Annotated in this window: 17 protein-coding genes and 1 other RNA gene; 12 read left to right on the plus strand and 6 right to left on the minus strand. The window is 60.9% G+C overall.

Translation table 11 applies throughout. The features are described 5' to 3' along the window. Positions 1-43 precede the first annotated feature (43 nt). On the plus strand, positions 44-658 hold the full coding sequence (locus tag KGA98_RS01950) for an energy transducer TonB (RefSeq protein WP_223500634.1): 615 nt from the start codon (positions 44-46) through the stop codon (positions 656-658). 47 nt (positions 659-705) lie between these two features. Here the strand turns inward: KGA98_RS01950 and KGA98_RS01955 are convergent, their stop codons facing one another. Then, the gene (locus KGA98_RS01955) at positions 706-1,683 is read right to left on the minus strand and encodes an NADPH:quinone oxidoreductase family protein (RefSeq protein ID WP_056726390.1); all 978 of its coding nucleotides are present in this window, start codon (positions 1,681-1,683) and stop codon (positions 706-708) included. A 150-nt stretch (positions 1,684-1,833) separates the two neighbouring features. On the opposite strand from KGA98_RS01955, the gene KGA98_RS01960 reads away from it, so the two are divergent. After that, positions 1,834-2,241 carry a flagellar basal body-associated protein FliL gene (locus KGA98_RS01960; protein ID WP_223500643.1) on the plus strand — a complete coding sequence of 136 codons (408 nt, stop codon included), beginning with the start codon at positions 1,834-1,836 and terminating at the stop codon, positions 2,239-2,241. A gap of 142 nt (positions 2,242-2,383) precedes the next feature. Here the strand turns inward: KGA98_RS01960 and KGA98_RS01965 are convergent, their stop codons facing one another. Beyond that, complete coding sequence (locus KGA98_RS01965; protein WP_154909843.1) at positions 2,384-2,836, minus strand: EVE domain-containing protein; 453 nt, start codon at positions 2,834-2,836, stop codon at positions 2,384-2,386. A 195-nt stretch (positions 2,837-3,031) separates the two neighbouring features. Here KGA98_RS01965 and KGA98_RS01970 point away from each other — a divergent pair, with 195 nt between their 5' ends. Next, positions 3,032-3,187: a hypothetical protein gene (locus KGA98_RS01970; RefSeq protein WP_007982896.1), complete on the plus strand. Its 156-nt coding sequence runs from the start codon at positions 3,032-3,034 to the stop codon at positions 3,185-3,187. Positions 3,188-3,222: 35 nt separating this feature from the next. Here the strand turns inward: KGA98_RS01970 and KGA98_RS01975 are convergent, their stop codons facing one another. The 4 genes from KGA98_RS01975 to KGA98_RS01990 form a co-directional block, all read right to left on the minus strand. After that, positions 3,223-3,828, minus strand: coding sequence for a 5-formyltetrahydrofolate cyclo-ligase (locus tag KGA98_RS01975; protein ID WP_008048703.1), 606 nt, complete (start codon positions 3,826-3,828; stop codon positions 3,223-3,225). 86 nt (positions 3,829-3,914) lie between these two features. Then, positions 3,915-4,093, minus strand: a non-coding RNA gene (gene ssrS / locus KGA98_RS01980) — 6S RNA. Positions 4,094-4,123: 30 nt separating this feature from the next. After that, complete coding sequence (locus tag KGA98_RS01985) at positions 4,124-4,441, minus strand: cell division protein ZapA (protein WP_057712821.1); 318 nt, start codon at positions 4,439-4,441, stop codon at positions 4,124-4,126. Continuing rightward, positions 4,438-4,647, minus strand: a complete 210-nt coding sequence (locus KGA98_RS01990) for a TIGR02449 family protein (protein WP_007982902.1) — start codon at positions 4,645-4,647, stop codon at positions 4,438-4,440. Before KGA98_RS01990 ends, KGA98_RS01985 begins: the two co-directional genes overlap by 4 nt. A gap of 194 nt (positions 4,648-4,841) precedes the next feature. On the opposite strand from KGA98_RS01990, the gene KGA98_RS01995 reads away from it, so the two are divergent. From KGA98_RS01995 to gcvP, 9 genes are all read left to right on the plus strand, one after another. Beyond that, positions 4,842-5,399 carry a YecA family protein gene (locus KGA98_RS01995; RefSeq protein WP_057712822.1) on the plus strand — a complete coding sequence of 186 codons (558 nt, stop codon included), beginning with the start codon at positions 4,842-4,844 and terminating at the stop codon, positions 5,397-5,399. Between the two features lie 27 nt (positions 5,400-5,426). Next, on the plus strand, positions 5,427-6,761 hold the full coding sequence (gene pepP, locus KGA98_RS02000) for a Xaa-Pro aminopeptidase (RefSeq protein WP_154860922.1): 1,335 nt from the start codon (positions 5,427-5,429) through the stop codon (positions 6,759-6,761). After that, the gene (gene ubiH / locus KGA98_RS02005; RefSeq protein WP_150813740.1) at positions 6,758-7,945 is read left to right on the plus strand and encodes a 2-octaprenyl-6-methoxyphenyl hydroxylase; all 1,188 of its coding nucleotides are present in this window, start codon (positions 6,758-6,760) and stop codon (positions 7,943-7,945) included. The genes pepP and ubiH overlap by 4 nt, the downstream gene beginning before the upstream one ends. Positions 7,946-8,099: 154 nt before the next feature. Continuing rightward, positions 8,100-9,317, plus strand: a complete 1,218-nt coding sequence (locus KGA98_RS02015) for a 2-octaprenyl-3-methyl-6-methoxy-1,4-benzoquinol hydroxylase (protein WP_223500993.1) — start codon at positions 8,100-8,102, stop codon at positions 9,315-9,317. 248 nt (positions 9,318-9,565) lie between these two features. Beyond that, positions 9,566-10,570 carry an extracellular solute-binding protein gene (locus tag KGA98_RS02020; protein WP_057712826.1) on the plus strand — a complete coding sequence of 335 codons (1,005 nt, stop codon included), beginning with the start codon at positions 9,566-9,568 and terminating at the stop codon, positions 10,568-10,570. 205 nt (positions 10,571-10,775) lie between these two features. After that, complete coding sequence (locus tag KGA98_RS02030) at positions 10,776-12,392, plus strand: ABC transporter permease (protein WP_223500645.1); 1,617 nt, start codon at positions 10,776-10,778, stop codon at positions 12,390-12,392. 156 nt (positions 12,393-12,548) lie between these two features. Beyond that, positions 12,549-13,631: a glycine cleavage system aminomethyltransferase GcvT gene (gcvT, locus tag KGA98_RS02035; protein ID WP_223500655.1), complete on the plus strand. Its 1,083-nt coding sequence runs from the start codon at positions 12,549-12,551 to the stop codon at positions 13,629-13,631. A 48-nt stretch (positions 13,632-13,679) separates the two neighbouring features. After that, entirely contained in the window at positions 13,680-14,063 is a 384-nt protein-coding gene (gene gcvH, locus KGA98_RS02040; RefSeq protein ID WP_223500658.1) for a glycine cleavage system protein GcvH, read from the plus strand. A 228-nt stretch (positions 14,064-14,291) separates the two neighbouring features. Further along, on the plus strand, positions 14,292-17,165 hold the full coding sequence (gene gcvP, locus KGA98_RS02045) for an aminomethyl-transferring glycine dehydrogenase (RefSeq protein WP_223500667.1): 2,874 nt from the start codon (positions 14,292-14,294) through the stop codon (positions 17,163-17,165). Positions 17,166-17,362: the final 197 nt, after the last annotated feature.

A 17,362-nucleotide genomic window follows, 5' to 3' on the forward strand; every position in this document is an offset into this window, starting at 1 on the left:
GTGCTGTTGCCAAGTCTGGCGTTGCAGACGAAGGGAGAGGGACATGCGGTGGTGGTTGGTTGGAATTTTGTTGCTGGTCTCTGCGGATATCAGGGCCGGGGAGGTATTTCTGATACCCGAGAACAACCCAAAGCCGATTTATCCGAAGGCGCTGCATCGGGCGGGTGTCACTGGCATGGTGCGTGTCAGCATGACTGTGAAGGCCGATGGATCAGTCAGTAATGCCGGGATTGCGCAAAGTGCACATCCCGAACTCGAAGAGGCGTCATTGGCCGCAGTCAACCAATGGCGATTCAAGCCGTGGACAATTACCAAGGGTCAACCTGCGCAAATCATCGTGGTCGCACCCATGGAATACAGGCTGGACAGCGAACATCCCTTCCACGTCAACAAGGAGCTGGAGCGGCTGAAATGCAGTGCTATCGCACGGGCATCGTTGAGCATCGCCACTTCCTCGTGGGTGGACCTGCCGGTTTTCAGCTGGACCCGCAGTTACCTGACCCACTCGCTTTCACCGACTCAATTGCCGGAAGAGAAACGTCTGGCTCTGATTGCCAAGCTCAATGCCAGCGTCCGTTCGATTGTACAGCGGTGTAGCGCACATCCGGCGAGTCGGTATGTGCGGTTTTTGCCGGAGGAGATTCGGGTGTTGCTTTGACGGCAATAAAAGCGCGGCTACATGGCCGCGCTTGTTTGCAGAGAAATTCAGCGAACCTGCACCACCACTTTCCCCACCGCTTTACGCTGGCCAAGGTCATTGATCGCCTGCGCCGCATTGCTCAGCGGATACACCTGGGACACCAGAGGCTTGAGCTTGCCTTCGGCAAACCAGCCAAACAACTGCTGGAAGTTCGCCGCGTTGTCCTGCGGCTGGCGTTGGGCGAACGAGCCCCAGAACACGCCGAGCACTGCCGCACCTTTAAGCAAGGCCAGGTTGACCGGCAATTCGGGAATGCGTCCGCTGGCGAAGCCGACCACCAGCAAGCGGCCGTTCCAGGCGATGGCGCGGATGGCCTGGTCGAACAGGTCACCGCCGACCGGGTCGTAGATCACGTCGGCACCCTGGCCGTCGGTCAGACGCTTGATTTCGTCCTTCAGGCTGGTTTCGCTGTAGTTGATCAGTTCGTCGGCGCCGGCGGCCTTGGCCACGGCGAGTTTCTCTGCGCTGCTGGCCGCCGCGATCACCCGGGCGCCCATGGCTTTGCCGATTTCCACCGCCGCCAGGCCGACACCGCCGGAAGCACCCAGTACCAGCAGGGTTTCGCCCGGTTGCAGGTTACCGCGCTGCTTGAGGGCATGCATCGAGGTGCCGTAGGTCATGCTGAAGGCGGCGGCGGTGTTGAAGTCCATCGATGGCGGGATCGGCAGTGCGTTGTAGCCCGGCACGGCGACCTGCTCGGCAAAGCTGCCCCAGCCGGTCAGGGCCATGACCCGGTCACCGACTTTCAAGTGGCTGACTTTTTCACCCACTGCGCTGACCACGCCGGCCGCTTCACCACCCGGCGAAAACGGGAAGGGCGGCTTGAACTGGTATTTGCCTTCGATGATCAACGTATCGGGGAAGTTCACCCCGGCGGCGTGCACGTCCAGCAGGATTTCATTCTTCTTCGCGACAGGACTGGCGACGTCTTCCAGCACCAGCGATTCGGCAGGGCCGAAGGCTTTGCACAGCACGGCTTTCATCAGGGCTATTCCTTTGGGAGTGATGGCCGATAAGTGTAGGTGTGTGGGTCGATGGGTCAACGAGCATGCCCGGCCCTGATAGTCAGCCATAAGCTTGTGCTTGCGCGGCGGGTCGTTATGCTAGGCCGCAAACCGGATAAGGAGCGAATTTTGAAAGCGTGGATCATGTTGATGCTGGCCCTGTCTCTGCCTGTGGCAGCGGTGGCCGAAGAAGCCAAAGAAGATGCAGCTCCGAAGGTCAGTTACATCACCCTGAGCCCGCCGTTCGTGGGTAACTACGGGCTGGACGGCACGCCGAAACTCAAGGTCTACAAGGCCGATGTGGCGTTGCGGGTGACCGGTGACGAGGCCGCCAAGGCGGTGAAGGCCAATGAACCCTTGATCCGCAATCAATTGGTCGCACTGTTCGCCCAGCAGACCACCGAGACGATGAACAACGTCGAGGCCAAGGAAAAGCTGCGTCAGGAAGCCCTGAAACAGACCCAACAGGTGATGAGCGACGAAACCGGTAAGCCGGTGGTTGAGGATTTGTTGTTCAACAACCTGATCATTCAGTAAGAACTCTGCTGTCCGGGCCGGCCTCTTCGCGGGCAAGCCCGCTCCCACAGTTTTCTTTGGTGTATACGTGATCGTTTTCCAACACAAATCCATTGTGGGAGCGGGCTTGCCCGCGAAGAGGCCGGTACAGGCAATGAATGACTCAAGGCTTTAAAGCAATCACCGCCGCCCACTGCTCCGGGGTTACGGGCATCACCGACAGTCGCGAGCCTTTCTGCACCAACGGCAACTCGGCCAGCGCCGTCTGCTGTTTCAGATAATCCAGTTTCAGCACCCGGGCAAACGTCTCGACATGCGCGACATCGATCGCACTCCAGGCGTTTTTCTCCGGAGTGGCCTTTGGGTCAAAATAATGGCTCTCTGGCTCCAGCGCCGTCGGGTCCGGATACGCGGCTTCGACAATCTTGCCGATTCCGGCGATGCCAGGCTCGGGGCAGCTGGAATGATAGAAAAAGAACTCATCCCCCACCGCCATGGTCCGCAGGAAATTGCGTGCCTGATAGTTGCGAACCCCGTCCCAGCGCGCTTTGCCGAGCTTTTCCAGCCCTTTGATCGAGAGTTCGTCGGGCTCGGATTTCATCAGCCAATAGGCCATGTCTTTTGCTCCTTGCGTGGTGATTGAGCAGCTTGTTGGCGATTTTATGACAAACCGACAGTCGGTTGACGTCAGCATTTGCGCAGCGGTTCAGGTTGTCGCAAAATGCCGGCCTTTAAAGCTTGACGCTGCTGCACGGCCTACAAACGGAAACCGCTGCTGTCATCGTGTTGATGTGCCTTTGGGGGGCAATCGATGAAACGCAAACCGGATTTACTATGGATTTTGGTCATTTTGTTTGGCCTTGGCGTCGTGACCACTGGCTATGCCCAAAGCCTATGGGCCAACAAGACCGATGCGCCGGTCGAACTCGCCCAGTTGCAGCAACAGTCGACAGCCTTCAAGCGCTGATCCTGTTGTCTCGGCGCCACTGATCGAAGTGGCGCCTAGCCTGCGTAATACCAGGCCTTGTCCGTCACCGTTCCTTGCAGCGGCACATCCCAGCTCGCCTGAGCCAATCGCGCCACTTTCTGACATTCATGGGCCAGCCCCAACAGCGTCGGCTTGCGCCAGTCATTTCGTCGCGCCAGGTAGGCCAGGCTCCGGTCGTAGAAACCACCGCCCATTCCCAGGCGTCCGCCGACATCGTCAAAACCCACCAATGGCAACAGCACCAGATCCAGCGCCCAGATCTTGCGCTGCCGGGCGAGGTTGGCCCGTGGTTCGAGAATACGGAAACGGTTGGGTTTGAGTTTTTCCCCGGGACGGATGCGCTGGAACACCATTTTGGTTCGCGGCCAGGCGCTCAGCACCGGTAGATAGGTGGCTTTGCCCCGGCGTTGCGCGGCGCGCAGCAACAGACGCGGATCGATTTCACCATCGGTCGGTAGATAGAGCGAGATGTGCCGGGCGCGGCGGAACAGCGGTTGCTGGGCCAATTGCTTGTACAGCCCGCGAGCGGCCTGGCGTTGCTGACTGGGTGTCAGTGCGCGGCGGGCCTTGCGCAGCATGCGTCGAAGTTGCGGGCGGGGGAGCAGCGCAGGTTCGGTCATGTATTCGGGCTTCAACAATGCGGATACGTGAAGCGTACCCGTAAAAACGCCAATGCCGGTATCAAAACCGGCATTGGACTGAAATCAGGCTCCCCGAATGTGCCGCTGTCGACTTAGCCCTTGAACCCGAAAGTTCAAGGTGGAAGATGCAGTAGGCTTTAAGGCTTTCCGTCTAGCGGACATGCACACCAGCCCAACGTGCAACCTCCAGGGTATAGCAAATCGGCTCAGGGACATCGCCAACTGGCAAGCACCCCAGGGAGTGAGGGGATTATACCGCAAGCGGCGGCGCGAATCAGCCTTTGGTGACATCCGGATCGGTGGCGAGCGCCAGATCGACGCGATCGAGCAGGTCACGCACTTGTTCGCGGGTCGAGCCGCTGGCCTGGATATCCGGCCGTTCTTCCTTGTGCAACAGGTCGTGGGTGATGTTCAGCGCGGCCATCACGGCGATACGGTCGGCGCCGATGACTTTGCCGCTGCTGCGGATCTCGCGCATCTTGCCGTCCAGATAACGGGCGGCGCTGATCAGATTACTGCGCTCTTCCTGAGGGCAGATGATCGAATACTCTTTGTCGAGGATCTGCACGGTGACGCTATTGCTTGAACTCATGAGTCTTGCTCCAGGGCCTTGAGGCGCGAAATCATCGATTCGACCTTACGCCGGGCGATTTCGTTTTTTTCAATGAGGTGCGCGCGTTCCTCGCGCCAGGTCTTTTCCTGAGCTAGTAAGAGTCCGTTTTGACTCTTAAGTTGCTCGACTCGGGTAATCAGCAGTTCGAGTCTGGCCATCAGCGCTTGCAGGTCGGTGTCTTCCATTGTCTTCACTGTCTGATGGGTGACGGACTGTAGGAGCGAGCTCGCTCGCGATGAACCCGAGAACGCCGCAGGGTGTCAGGTACCCAACGTTATCGTTGGCGACCATCGCGAGCAAGCTCGCTCCTACAGGGGTAGTCGATGTAGGATACAAGGCCTTCATTCTAGACATAGCGCCGTCTGGCGCCTAGCTGCCCATGACCATTCAGAATTCCCCGTACCAAGCCTTCGCCACCCTGCTGACTTCCAGCGGTCATAACGTCTCGCCTGCCGAACTGCATGGCCTGCTGCTCGGCCGCAGCTGTGCCGGCGCCGGTTTCAATGCCGAAGAGTGGTTGATCGATGCCGCCGAACTGCTCGAAAGCGAGCCGCAGGACAACGTTCGCAACGCCTTGATCGGCTTGCAAGAGATGGTCAAGGGCGAGCTAACGGGCGATGACGTGACCGTCGTTCTGCTGTTGCCGACCGATGACGCCCCCCTCACCGACCGTGCTGTCGCACTGGGCCAGTGGTGCCAGGGTTTCCTCAGCGGCTTCGGCCTGAACTGCCGTGACAGCAGCGCCCTGAGCACCGAGGCCACCGAGGTGCTGCAGGATCTGGCGGCCATTTCCCAGGTGCAGGATGCCCTGGAAGAGTCCGACGACGGCGAAAACGACTACATGGAAGTCATGGAATACCTGCGCGTCGCTCCGCTGCTGCTGTTCTCCGAGACCAAAAAAGACGTACCGGCCGCCGCCAAACCGTCGCTGCACTAATCGTTTGCCAGGGAACGCCATCTGCCCATGATCCATATCCCGAAATCGGAATACAGCCGTCGCCGCAAGGCCCTGATGGCGCAGATGGAACCCAACAGCATCGCCATCCTGCCCGCCGCCGCGGTGGCTATTCGTAACCGCGACGTCGAGCACGTTTACCGCCAGGACAGCGACTTCCAGTACCTCAGCGGCTTTCCCGAGCCCCAGGCCGTACTGGTATTGATGCCGGGGCGCGTGCATGGCGAATACATCCTGTTCTGCCGCGAACGCAATGCCGAGCGCGAGCTGTGGGATGGCCTGCGTGCCGGGCAGGAAGGCGCGATTCGCGACTTCGGCGCCGACGACGCCTTTCCGATCACTGATATCGACGACATCCTGCCGGGCCTGATCGAAGGCCGTGACCGGGTATATTCGGCCATGGGCAGCAACCCCGAATTCGATCGCCACCTGATGGAGTGGATCAACGTGATCCGCTCCAAGGCCAACCTCGGTGCCCAGCCGCCGAACGAATTCGTTGCCCTGGATCATCTGCTGCACGACATGCGCCTGTATAAATCGGCGGCAGAAGTGAAAGTGATGCGCGAGGCGGCGCGGATTTCCGCCCAGGCGCATGTACGGGCAATGCAGGCCTGTCGCGCCGGATTACACGAATTCAGCCTGGAAGCCGAGCTCGATTACGAGTTCCGCAAGGGCGGGGCGAAGATGCCGGCCTACGGGTCGATCGTCGCGGCGGGGCGCAACAGCTGCATCCTGCATTACCAGCAGAATGACGCGCTGCTCAAGGACGGTGATCTGGTGCTGATCGATGCCGGTTGCGAGATCGATTGCTACGCCAGCGACATCACCCGGACCTTTCCGGTCAGCGGCAAATATTCAGCGGAACAGAAAGCGATCTACGAATTGGTGCTGGCCTCCCAGGAAGCCGCCTTTGCCGAAATCGCCCCGAACAAGCACTGGAATCAGGCGCACGAGGCCACGGTCCGGGTCATCACGGCCGGGCTGGTCGAGCTGGGTCTGCTGCGTGGTGACGTTGACGAACTGATCGCCAGTGAAGCCTACAAGGCGTTTTACATGCACCGCGCCGGCCATTGGTTGGGCATGGATGTGCATGACGTCGGCGAATACAAGGTCGGCGGCGAGTGGCGCGTGCTGGAAGTCGGCATGGCGCTGACCGTTGAGCCGGGGATCTATATCGCCCCGGACAACCAGAATGTTGCGAAGAAATGGCGCGGCATCGGCGTGCGCATCGAGGACGACGTAGTGGTTACCAAAACCGGCTGTGAAATATTGACGAGCGGCGTGCCGAAAACCGTCGCCGAGATAGAGGCCCTGATGGCCGCCGCGCGGACACAGGCAGCATGAGTCGAGTCAATCTGGCAATCATTGGTGGCGGGCTGGTCGGTGCAAGCCTGGCACTGGCGCTTCAGGCCGGGGCCAAAGCCCGAGGCTGGAAGATCGTGTTGATCGAGCCGTTTGCTCCTGGCGACACCTGGCAACCGAGTTACGATGCCCGTTCCTCGGCGTTGTCCTTCGGCTCGCGGCAAATCTATCAACGGTTGGGTGTCTGGCAGGAAGTCTCGCGCCGAGCCGAGCCGATCAAGCAGATTCATGTTTCCGACCGTGGTCGATTCTCGACGGCGCGGTTGTCGGCGATGGAAGAGGGTGTTCCAGCGCTGGGTTATGTCGTTGAAAACGCCTGGCTCGGCCAATGCCTGTGGCAAGGCCTGGACAAGGACGTGATCAGATGGCACTGCCCGGCAGAAGTCACCCGCATGGAGCCGCTGACCGACGGCTACCGCCTGACCCTCAATGATGAAACCACCCTGGAATGCGACCTCGCGGTGCTCGCCGATGGTGGCCGCTCCGGCCTGCGCGAGCAACTTGGGATCGGCATCCGCAAGCGTCCATACAACCAGAGCGCGCTGATCGCCAACATCACCCCGAGCGAAGCCCACAACGGCATGGCTTTCGAGCGCTTCACCGACGAAGGCCCGATGGCGTTGCTGCCGCTTCCGGATAATCGCTGCGCATTGGTCTGGACCCGCCTGGGCATGGACGCGCAACGCCTGGCAGCCCTCGACGAGCGCAGCTTCCTCAGCGAGTTGCAGGGTGTGTTCGGTTATCGCCTTGGCACATTGAAGCAGGTGGGTGCGCGGCATCTGTATCCGCTGACACTGGTCGAGGCCGAAGAACAGGTGCGTCCGCATCTGGCGGTCCTCGGCAACGCGGCGCACAGCCTGCATCCGATTGCCGGCCAGGGATTCAACCTGTCCCTGCGCGATGCCCAGGCTTTGGCCAATGCCTTGCTCGCCAGTGAAAAACCATTGGGCGACTTCGCCACGTTGCAGGCCTATCGCGAACACCAGCGACTCGATCAGGACCTCACCGTGGGCTTCTCCGATCAGGTTACGCGCCTGTTCGGCAGTACCCAGCCGCTGGTCTCCCTGGGGCGCAACATCGGCTTGCTCGGCCTCGATCTGCTGCCACCGGCCAAACGCTGGTTTGCCCGGCAGGCGATGGGGCTGGGTACGCGTCCAGATGCGTAACTGGCTGATCCGCCGATTCGGCAAGGCGCGATTGATAAAATACCTGCCTTGCAGGTTCGACATTCATGACAGCGCCGGCCACTTGGTGGCGCGGGTCGGGAAACCCCTTTACGTGCGGCTCGAGCCGCAAGAGAGACAGGCTTAAAGCATGGAAATGCGCGCAGATCTGCTGATTGTCGGGGCCGGAATGGTCGGCAGCGCCCTGGCGCTGGCGTTGCAGGACAGCGGGCTGGAAGTCCTGCTGCTGGACGGCAGCCCCATGAGCGTCAAACCGTTCAACGCTCAGGCAGCGTTTGAGCCACGGGTGAGCGCCTTGTCGACTGCCAGCCAGCGGATTCTCGAGCGCCTGGGCGTGTGGGACGGCATCGCCGGGCGGCGCAGCAGCCCCTACACCGACATGCAGGTCTGGGATGGCAGCGGCACCGGGCAAATCCACTTCTCGGCGGCCAGCGTGCATGCCGAGGTGCTGGGGCATATCGTCGAGAACCGCGTGGTCCAGGATGCCTTGCTCGAGCGCCTGCACGATTGCGACCTGGGGTTGCTGGCCAATGCTCGCCTGGAGCAGATGCGCCGCTCCGGCGATGACTGGCTGCTGACCCTGGCCGATGGCCGCACCCTGCGCGCGCCGCTGGTGATCGCGGCAGATGGCGCCAACTCGGCGGTGCGACGCCTGGCCGGAGTGGCGACCCGCGAATGGGATTATATGCACCATGCCATCGTCACCAGCGTGCGTTGCACCAAACCGCATCAGATGACCGCGTGGCAGCGCTTCACCGATAACGGTCCGTTGGCGTTTCTGCCCCTTGAGCGGGACGGCCAACAGGATTGGTGTTCGATCGTCTGGTCGACCACACCCGGCGAAGCCGAACGCCTGATGGCGATGGATGAGCAAGGTTTCTGCAAGGCATTGGAGCGGGCCTTTGAAGGTCGGCTCGGCGAAGTACTGAGCGCCGATCCGCGCCTGTGTGTGCCCCTGCGTCAGCGGCATGCCAAGCGGTATGTGGCTGAAGGCCTGGCATTGATCGGCGACGCGGCCCACACCATTCACCCGTTGGCCGGGCAGGGGGTGAATCTCGGATTCCTCGATGCCGCCGTGCTGGCCGAAGTGTTGCTGCAAGCGGCAACACGTGGCGAACGCCTGGCGGATGTGAAAGTCCTCAGCCGTTACGAGCGTCGACGCATGCCCCACAACCTGGCGTTGATGGCGGCGATGGAAGGCTTCGAGCGGTTGTTCCAGGCCGATCCGTTGCCGGTGCGCTGGTTGCGTAATACCGGATTGAAAATGGTGGAGAAAATGCCGGAAGCCAAGGCGTTGTTCGTGCGTGAAGCGCTGGGGTTGATCGGGGATTTACCGGCACTCGCCAAGGCCTGAGATTTTTGTTGAGGTTAAGGGCCCCTTCGCGAGCAAGCTCGCTCCCACAGGAATTCAGGTGTTAATGCAATTTGTGTGAACGCTGAAGAACCCTGTGGGAGCGAGCTTGCTCGCGATGGCGGCAGTTCGGCCACCCAATATTCCAGCTTGTGCAACATCTGGTAACTCCTCCGCAAGCGGGTTCGATTGAGAAGCTAAATGTGAGTCCTTATCATTTGTCCTCATTTTTCAATCGAGAGACCGCTCCCATGTTGGCACCGAAGCGTCTACTGACTGCACTGGCCTTGACCCTGATCGGCAGCACCGCCGCCCAGGCCGCTGACGAAGTGGTGGTCTACTCCTCGCGAATCGACGAGCTGATCAAGCCAGTATTCGATGCCTACACCGCCAAGACCGGCGTGAAGGTGAAGTTCATCACCGACAAGGAAGCGCCGCTGATGCAGCGGCTCAAGGCCGAGGGCGCGAATACGCCGGCCGACCTGCTGCTCACCGTCGATGCCGGCAACCTCTGGCAAGCCGAGCAGATGGGCATCCTCCAGCCGTTCACCTCGAAAACCATCGACACCAATATTCCGCTGCAATACCGGGCAGCCTCCCACGCCTGGACCGGCCTGAGCCTGCGGGCGCGGACCATTGCCTACTCCACAGATCGGGTGAAGCCGGGTGAACTGACCACCTACGAAGCGCTGGCCGACAAGCAATGGGAAGGCCGCCTGTGCCTGCGCACGGCGAAGAAGGTCTACAACCAGTCCCTGACCGCGACCATGATCGAAGTGCACGGCGCCGGGAAGACCGAGGAAATCCTCAAGGGCTGGGTCAGGAACCTGTCCACTGACGTGTTCTCCGACGACACCGCCGTGCTGGAAGCGATCAACGCCGGTCAGTGTGACGTCGGTATCGTCAACACCTACTACTACGGCCGCCTGCACAAGCAGAAGCCAGACCTGCCGGTGAAACTGTTCTGGCCGAACCAGGCTGACCGTGGCGTACACATCAACCTGTCGGGTATCGGCCTGACACAACACGCGCCACACCCGGAAGCGGCCAAGGCTCTGGTGGAGTGGATGACCACCCCTGAAGCGCAGAAAATCTTTGCCGACGTGAACCAGGAGTTCCCGGCGAATCCGGCCGTGCAGCCATCGGCTGAAGTCGCCGCATGGGGCAAGTTCATTGCTGATACCTTGCCTGTGGAAATCGCCGGCAAGCGCCAGGCTGAGGCGATTCGCATGATGGACAAGGCTGGCTGGAACTGAGCCAGCTGTTATGCTGCGCCCCGCCTAGGCGGGGCGTTTGTTTTTGCGTTACGCACCCCTGACGCTGTAGGAGCGAGCTTGCTCGCGATGAACGTCAGGGCGCCGCGGACCGTCAGGCTTCCCGCATTATCGTTGACGTTTTTCGCAAGCGAGCTCGCTCCTGCCAGTGTCGATCTCATCCATTAGATAGTAGAGAACCAAGCCTGTGGCCCATCCCGCCCAACGCCGCTGGTATCCAGTCGTCTTCGCCATTGCTGCGCTGGTCCTGTTGCCCCTGAGCGTGCTGCTGCTGTCCTGGCAAACTATCGATCAACAGATCTGGTCTCATCTCTGGGACACGCAGATGCCGCGTTTGCTGGGCAATACCCTGACCCTGGTGCTAGGCGTCGGTGTCGGCGTGACAGTCCTGGGTGTCAGCCTGGCCTGGCTTACCAGCCTTTGCGAATTCCCCGGTCGGCGCTGGCTGGACTGGGCATTGATGCTGCCCTTCGCGATCCCGGCCTATGTGCTGGCCTTCGTCTTCGTCGGCCTGCTGGATTTTGCCGGGCCCGTGCAAACCTTGCTGCGCGAGTGGTTTGGCAGTGGCCTGCGGCTGCCACGCGTGCGTTCCACGGGTGGCGTGATCGTCGTGCTCGTGCTGGTCTTTTATCCCTATGTTTACCTGCTGGCGCGCACCGCCTTCCTCGCCCAGGGCAAAGGCCTGATGGAAGCCGCGCGGGTCCTTGGTCAATCGCCCTGGCAAGCGTTCTGGCGGGTGGCATTGCCCATGGCGCGGCCAGCCATCGGTGCGGGCGTGGCATTGGCACTGATGGAAACCCTGGCGGACTTCGGCGCAGTGTCGGTGTTCAACTTCGATACCTTCACCACGGCCATCTACAAGACCTGGTACGGTTTTTTCAGCCTGTCGTCCGCCGCGCAACTGGCCAGCCTTTTACTGCTGGTGGTGATGCTCGTGCTCTACGGCGAACGGCGTGCCCGTGGGGCGAACAGGGCAAGTAACGAGCGACCACGGGTCAAGGCGCTGTATCACCTGCGAGGCGTCAAGGCGCTGGCGGCCACGACGTGGTGCTGCCTGGTGTTCGCCTGTGCTTTCGTTATCCCGATGCTGCAATTGGTGGTGTGGTTCTGGCTGCGTGGGCGCTTCGATCTCGACGAGCGCTACACCGGGTTGATCGTCCATACCTTGTACCTGGGGGGTATGGCGGCGTTGATCACCGTCAGCGTCGCCTTGTTACTGGCGTTTGCCCGACGACTGGCGCCCACCCGGGTCATTCGTTCCGGGGTCAGTCTGGCCAACCTGGGCTACGCCTTGCCCGGTTCGGTGCTGGCGGTGTCGATCATGCTCGCGTTCAGTTACCTGGACCGCGAACTGGTGATCCCGCTCTCGAGTTGGCTCGGTGGTGCGGGCAAGCCGCTGCTGTTGGGCAGCCTGTCGGCATTGTTGCTGGCCTATCTGGTGCGATTCATTGCGGTGGCTTACGGACCGCTGGAAAGCAGCCTGGCGCGTATACGGCCATCTTTGCCCGAAGCGGCACGTAGCCTTGGCGTCAGTGGGCCACGACTGTTTTTCAAAGTGTATCTGCCATTATTGCTACCCGGCACGTTGAGCGCCGCGCTGCTGGTGTTCGTCGATGTGCTCAAGGAAATGCCCGCAACCTTGCTGATGCGCCCGTTTGGCTGGGACACGCTGGCGGTGCGAATCTTCGAAATGACCAGCGAAGGCGAATGGGCGCGAGCGTCTTTGCCGGCATTGACTCTGGTACTGGTCGGGCTGTTACCGGTCATCGGATTGATCCGACGCTCAGCACATCGAAACAGCTAGGTGTCAGTCCTACACCTTGCGGCTACAATGCGCGGCATTCGGTGCGGTCCGTCTGACAGACCAGGTAGTTGAAATCGGCTGAAGGCCCTTTGTTTCAAGGCATTCAGTCCGTGCAGCACCTGCCCGCATCTTCGCCACGCCCGGAAGGAGAAACCCATGGGACAGCGTACGCCTCTGTATGACCTTCATCTCGCACTCGGCGCGAAGATGGTCGATTTTGGCGGTTGGGACATGCCTCTGCATTATGGATCGCAGGTCGAGGAACACCATCAGGTGCGCCGCGATTGCGGTGTCTTCGATGTATCCCACATGACCGTAATCGATGTCGGTGGCGCCCAGGCCAAAGCCTGGCTCCGGCATTTACTGGCCAATGATGTCGAACGCCTGCACAGCCCAGGCCGTGCGTTGTACAGCACCATGCTCAACCAGCAGGGCGGGATTGTCGACGACATGATCGTCTACCGTCTCGATGAGGGTTATCGCCTGGTGGTCAACGCCTCCACCCGCGATCAGGACATGGCCTGGATGCAAGCGCATCTCGACGGTTTCGATGTGCAACTTCGCGAGCGTACCGAGTTGGCGATGCTGGCCATCCAGGGCCCCCACGCCCGGCAGAAAATTGCCGAATTGGTCAGTCAGTCCCGCGGCAACCTGATCCAGCTCCTCAAGCCTTTCGAAGGCCTGTCCGATGGTGACTGGTTCATCGCACGCACCGGTTATACCGGCGAAGACGGCCTGGAAATCATTCTGCCGGCCGATCAGGCGCCAGGCTTTTTCAACGATCTGGTCGGAGCCGGGATTTCTCCCATCGGCCTCGGCGCGCGGGATACCTTGCGGGTCGAAGCCGGCATGAACCTTTACGGTCAGGACATCCAGCAGGATATTTCACCCTTGGCCTCCAATATGGCCTGGAGTATTGCCTGGGAACCTGCCACCCGGCAGTTCATCGGGCGCAAGGCGCTGGAAGCCGAGCAGGCTGCCGGTGTACAGCAAAAACTGGTCGGTCTGGTCCTTGAGGAGCGTGGTGTTTTGCGTGCTCATCAGGTGGTCCGCATCGCCGATGTTGGCGAAGGGGAGATCACCAGTGGTAGTTTCTCTCCTACGCTAAGCAAGTCGATTGCACTGGCGCGCGTGCCGATGGCAACAGCCGACCGCGCTGAAGTGGAAATCCGTGGCAAGTGGTACCCGGTCCGGGTGGTCAAACCGACCTTCGTACGCCACGGCAAAACCTTGATCTAATCTTTTCTGGCGGACATGACCGCCGACCATTTCCTGAGGACACAGAACATGAGCGATATCCCTGCCGACCTGCGTTTTGCCGAAAGTCACGAATGGGCACGTCTGGAAGCCGATGGCACCGTCACCGTGGGCATCAGCGATCACGCGCAGGAAGCGCTGGGTGATGTGGTGTTCGTCGAGCTGACTGAAGTCGGCAACGTGTTTGCTGCCGGTGATCAGTCGGGTGTCGTTGAATCGGTCAAAGCCGCTTCCGACATCTACTCCCCGATTGCCGGTGAAGTGATCGCGGTCAACGAAGACTTGAGCGCTTCGCCGGAACTGCTCAACAGCGACCCGTACGGCGCGTGGATCTTCAAGCTCAAGCCAAGCGACACCGCCGAACTTGAAAAACTGCTGGATGCCGCCGGCTACAAGGCCGCCATCGGCGAGTAAGCCTTCAGCGTCATCCAAAGCCCCGACTCGTCGGGGCTTTTTGTTGTCTGGCGAATTTCCCTTGTAGGAGCGAGCTTGCTCGCGATGGTTGTTAACGATAACGCTGCAACCTGAGACCCCGCGGCGCACTCGGGGTCATCGCGAGCAAGCTCGCTCCTACAGAGTGGCTGCTATGCTGGTTTGACCGTGTTGCATCGACGCTGAGCGCCAGTCAAGAGAGAGCCCGTCATGTCCCAATTGCCGTCCCTGAGCCAGTTACGCGACCCCAATGCCTTTCTGCGCCGCCACCTCGGGCCCGATGCCGCCGAGCAACAGGCGATGCTCGACAGCCTCGGCCTGGGCAGTCGGGTCGATTTGATCGAGCAGACGGTGCCGCCGGGCATCCGCCTCAACCGACCGTTGGACCTGCCCCCGGCACTCGATGAAGAGGCCGCGCTGGCCAAGCTGCGCGGTTATGCCGAGCAGAACCAGGTCTGGACCAGCCTGATCGGCATGGGCTACCACGGCACCCTCACACCGGCGGTCATTCTGCGTAATGTGCTGGAAAATCCCGGCTGGTACACCGCATACACCCCCTATCAGCCAGAGATCGCCCAAGGGCGACTTGAAGCGCTGCTGAACTTCCAGCAACTGACCATCGACCTGACCGGCCTGGAACTGGCCAATGCCTCGCTGCTCGATGAAGCCACCGCCGCGGCGGAGGCCATGGCCCTGGCCAAGCGGGTCGCCAAGTCCAAAAGCAACCTGTTCTTTGTCGACGAAAACTGCCACCCGCAAACCATTTCCGTGGTGCAGACCCGCGCTGAAGGTTTCGGCTTCGATCTGATCGTCGACACTGTGGATAACTTGAAGCGGCACCAGGTGTTCGGCGCGCTGCTGCAATACCCTGACACCCACGGTGAAATCCACGACCTGCGACCGCTGATTGATCACCTGCACGCGCAACAGGCCCTGGCCTGTGTCGCCACGGATTTGCTGAGCCTGTTGTTGTTGACTCCGCCGGGTGAACTGGGTGCCGATGTGGTGTTCGGCTCGTCCCAGCGATTTGGCGTGCCCATGGGCTACGGCGGGCCTCATGCGGCATTTTTTGCCAGCCGCGATGAATACAAGCGCGCGATTCCCGGGCGGATCATCGGTGTTTCGAAAGATGCGCGGGGCAACACCGCCCTGCGCATGGCCCTGCAAACCCGCGAGCAACACATTCGCCGGGAGAAGGCCAACTCCAACATCTGCACGGCCCAGGTGCTGCTGGCCAATATCGCCAGTTTCTATGCGGTCTACCACGGTCCCGAAGGGCTCAAGCGGATTGCCCAGCGGGTTCATCGGCTGACCTGCATCCTTGCCGCCGGGCTTGAGCGCAACGGTATCGTCCGGGTCAACCGGCACTTCTTCGACACCCTGACGCTGGAAGTCGGCGGGACCCAGACCGCCATCATCGAAAGTGCCCGGGCTGCGCAGATCAACCTGCGCATTCTCGGGCGCGGCCAATTGGGCTTGAGTCTCGACGAGACCTGCGACGAAGGCACCGTGGCGAAGCTGTTCGACGTGTTCCTGGGGGCCGATCACGGGCTCAGCATCGACGACCTGGATGCCGAAGTCTTGCCTGGCGGAATTCCCCAGGGGCTGGCGCGAACCTCACCTTATCTGCGTCACCCCGTGTTCAGCGCCCATCACAGCGAAACCGAGATGCTGCGCTACCTCAAGCAGCTGGAAAACAAGGACCTGGCGCTCAATCAATCGATGATCCCATTGGGCTCCTGCACCATGAAGCTCAACGCCACCAGCGAGATGATCCCGATTACCTGGCCGCAGTTCGCCAACCTGCACCCGTTCGTGCCCAAGGAACAGGCCGCCGGTTATGGGCTGATGATCGAGGAACTGGAGCGCTGGTTGTGCGCGATCACCGGTTTCGACGCGATCTGCATGCAACCCAACTCCGGTGCCCAGGGCGAATACGCCGGGCTGCTGGCGATCCGCAAATACCATGAGAGCCAGCAACAGGGCGGCCGTGATATCTGCCTGATTCCTTCGTCGGCTCACGGCACCAATCCCGCGTCGGCGCAAATGGCCGGGATGCGCGTGGTGATCGTCGAGTGCGACGAGGCGGGCAACGTCGACCTGGATGACCTCAAGGAAAAAGCCGCGCAGGCCGCCGAAAAACTCGCCTGCCTGATGGCGACCTACCCTTCGACTCATGGTGTGTATGAGGAGGGCATCAGCGAAATCTGTGAGGTGATCCACCAGCACGGGGGGCAGGTGTACATGGATGGCGCCAACCTCAACGCTCAGGTGGGGTTGGCGCGGCCGGCCGATATTGGTGCCGATGTCTCGCACATGAACCTGCACAAGACCTTCTGCATTCCCCATGGTGGCGGTGGGCCGGGCATGGGGCCGATTGGTGTTCGGGCACATCTGGCGCCGTTCGTGGCCAACCATCCGGTGGTGCCAATCGATGGGCCGCACCCGCAAAATGGCGCCGTCAGCGCAGCGCCTTGGGGCAGCGCAAGCATTCTGCCGATCAGCTGGATGTACATCGCCATGATGGGGCCGCAACTGGCGGACGCCAGCGAAGTGGCGATCCTGGCCGCGAATTACCTGGCGCGGCATTTGTCCGGTGCCTTCCCGGTGCTCTACACCGGGCGCAACGAGCGGGTGGCCCACGAATGCATCCTCGACCTGCGACCGCTCAAGGCGTTGACCGGCATTACCGAGGAGGACGTGGCCAAGCGTCTGATGGATTACGGCTTCCATGCCCCGACCATGTCGTTTCCCGTGCCGGGGACGCTGATGGTCGAGCCGACCGAAAGTGAATCGAAGGCGGAACTGGACCGGTTCATCGGGGCGATGCTGAGCATCCGCGCGGAAATCAACGAGGTGCAGAACGGTAATTGGCCGGCTGAAGAAAACCCGTTGAAAGGTGCGCCGCATACGTTGGCCGATATCACCGGCGTGTGGGAACGACCCTACAGCATCGTGCAAGCGGTCACGCCGGACGCGCACACCAAGGCTCACAAATACTGGCCGGTGGTGAACCGGGTGGACAACGTGTATGGGGACCGGAACCTGTTTTGTGCGTGTGTGCCGGTGGATGATTACCGCTGACATCTCAGGCAACACATAACCCCTGTAGGAGCGAGCTTGCTCGCGATGGTCGTTAACGATGCCGTGTGTTTACTGACTAAACGCAGCGCTCTTGAGTCCATCGCGAGCAAGCTCGCTCCCACAGGGGGGCTCGGTGAACATGAGATTTGTGATCGCAAGGCAAAAAAATGCCGCTCATGTGAGCGGCATTTTTTGTT

The sequence above is a fragment of the Pseudomonas sp. BF-R-24 genome (assembly GCF_019947335.1).
Classification (GTDB): domain Bacteria; phylum Pseudomonadota; class Gammaproteobacteria; order Pseudomonadales; family Pseudomonadaceae; genus Aquipseudomonas; species Aquipseudomonas jessenii.

Coding starts and splice junctions, on each gene's coding strand:
- KGA98_RS01950 (WP_223500634.1), top strand. CDS start 44: ATGCGGTGGTGGTTGGTTGGAATTTTGTTGCTGGTCTCTGCGGATATC.
- KGA98_RS01955 (WP_056726390.1), bottom strand. CDS start 1,683: ATGAAAGCCGTGCTGTGCAAAGCCTTCGGCCCTGCCGAATCGCTGGTG.
- KGA98_RS01965 (WP_154909843.1), bottom strand. CDS start 2,836: ATGGCCTATTGGCTGATGAAATCCGAGCCCGACGAACTCTCGATCAAA.
- KGA98_RS01970 (WP_007982896.1), top strand. CDS start 3,032: ATGAAACGCAAACCGGATTTACTATGGATTTTGGTCATTTTGTTTGGC.
- KGA98_RS01975 (WP_008048703.1), bottom strand. CDS start 3,828: ATGACCGAACCTGCGCTGCTCCCCCGCCCGCAACTTCGACGCATGCTG.
- KGA98_RS01985 (WP_057712821.1), bottom strand. CDS start 4,441: ATGAGTTCAAGCAATAGCGTCACCGTGCAGATCCTCGACAAAGAGTAT.
- KGA98_RS01990 (WP_007982902.1), bottom strand. CDS start 4,647: ATGGAAGACACCGACCTGCAAGCGCTGATGGCCAGACTCGAACTGCTG.
- KGA98_RS01995 (WP_057712822.1), top strand. CDS start 4,842: ATGACCATTCAGAATTCCCCGTACCAAGCCTTCGCCACCCTGCTGACT.
- pepP (WP_154860922.1), top strand. CDS start 5,427: ATGATCCATATCCCGAAATCGGAATACAGCCGTCGCCGCAAGGCCCTG.
- ubiH (WP_150813740.1), top strand. CDS start 6,758: ATGAGTCGAGTCAATCTGGCAATCATTGGTGGCGGGCTGGTCGGTGCA.
- KGA98_RS02015 (WP_223500993.1), top strand. CDS start 8,100: ATGCGCGCAGATCTGCTGATTGTCGGGGCCGGAATGGTCGGCAGCGCC.
- KGA98_RS02020 (WP_057712826.1), top strand. CDS start 9,566: ATGTTGGCACCGAAGCGTCTACTGACTGCACTGGCCTTGACCCTGATC.
- gcvT (WP_223500655.1), top strand. CDS start 12,549: ATGGGACAGCGTACGCCTCTGTATGACCTTCATCTCGCACTCGGCGCG.
- gcvH (WP_223500658.1), top strand. CDS start 13,680: ATGAGCGATATCCCTGCCGACCTGCGTTTTGCCGAAAGTCACGAATGG.
- gcvP (WP_223500667.1), top strand. CDS start 14,292: ATGTCCCAATTGCCGTCCCTGAGCCAGTTACGCGACCCCAATGCCTTT.